The sequence below is a fragment of the Erwinia sp. INIA01 genome (assembly GCF_025947915.1).
Classification (GTDB): domain Bacteria; phylum Pseudomonadota; class Gammaproteobacteria; order Enterobacterales; family Enterobacteriaceae; genus Erwinia; species Erwinia coffeiphila.
In genome coordinates, this window is sequence record NZ_JAPDNC010000040.1 from 1 (window position 1) to 1,160 (window position 1,160).

A 1,160-nucleotide genomic window follows, 5' to 3' on the forward strand; every position below is an offset into this window, starting at 1 on the left:
TCTAAATAGCTGTTCCGAATAATAGATCACTTTGAGGGAACTCAGCCCGGATTGTGCGATCTGATCAATCGCCAAACATCACAAATCACCAACCGGACTGAGCGATGCCGATCATAGCACCAATTCCACGCAGCGAACGACGCCTGATGCAGAAAACCATTCACAAAACTCCCGACAAGAATCATGCCCGCAGGCTTATTGCCATGCTGATGTTGCACCGGGGCGAATGTGTCAGCCATGTGGCCAGAGCGCTCTGCTGCGCCCGTTCTTCCGTCGGGCGCTGGATTAACTGGTTCACACTTTACGGCGTTGAAGGGCTTAAATCCCTGCCGCCAGGGCGCGGACGACGCTGGCCCTTTGAACAGATATGCGCCCTGCTGAAGCGACTTGTTGAACGCTCTCCCGGTGATTTTGGTTATCAGCGATCACGCTGGAGTACGGAGTTACTGGCGATAAAAATCAACCAGATAACCGGCTGTGACCTGCACCCTTCCACCGTGCGCCGCTGGTTGCCTGCAGCAGGACTGGTCTGGCGCAGAGCCGCACCAACGCTGCGTATCCGTGACCCGAACCGGGCGGAAAAAATGGCAGCGATAAATGCGGCACTGTCCCGGTGTTGTGCAGAGCATCCTGTTTTTTACGAAGACGAGGTGGATATCCATCTTAATCCCAAAATCGGGGCTGACTGGCAGTTGCGCGGTCAGCAAAAGCAGGTGGTCACGCCCGGCCAGAATGAAAAATACTACCTTGCCGGTGCGCTGAACAGTGGCACCGGGCGGGTCAGCTATGTTGGCAGCAGCAGTAAAAGTTCAAAGTTATTTATCAGCCTGTTGGTACATCTGAGAGCCAGTTACCGGCGGGCTAAGAGCATCACGCTGATCGTGGATAACTACATCATCCATAAAAGCCATGAAACCCAGCGCTGGCTGAAAGCCAACCCGAAGTTCATCGTGATTTATCAGCCGGTGTATTCACCGTGGGTAAACCATATTGAGCGACTCTGGCTGGCGCTGCATGAGACGATTACCCGAAACCATCAGTGCCGTTCTATGTGGCAACGACTGAAAAAGGTTCGCCATTTTATGAAAACAGCCAGTCCGTTCCCGGGGGGCCGACATGGTCTCGCAAAAGTGTAGCGGTATTAGGATCAGCTATTTAGC

Annotated in this window: 1 protein-coding gene; it reads left to right on the top strand. The window is 53.5% G+C overall.

From position 1 onward, the window contains the following. The first annotated feature begins 104 nt into the window (after nucleotides 1-104). Nucleotides 105-1,136, top strand: coding sequence for an IS630 family transposase (locus OMR58_RS25975; RefSeq protein WP_264547336.1), 1,032 nt, complete (start codon nucleotides 105-107; stop codon nucleotides 1,134-1,136). Nucleotides 1,137-1,160 lie beyond the last annotated feature (24 nt).

Excerpts from the sequence above, each read along its gene's own strand:
- OMR58_RS25975 (WP_264547336.1), top strand. The coding sequence starts at position 105 with ATGCCGATCATAGCACCAATTCCACGCAGCGAACGACGCCTGATGCAG.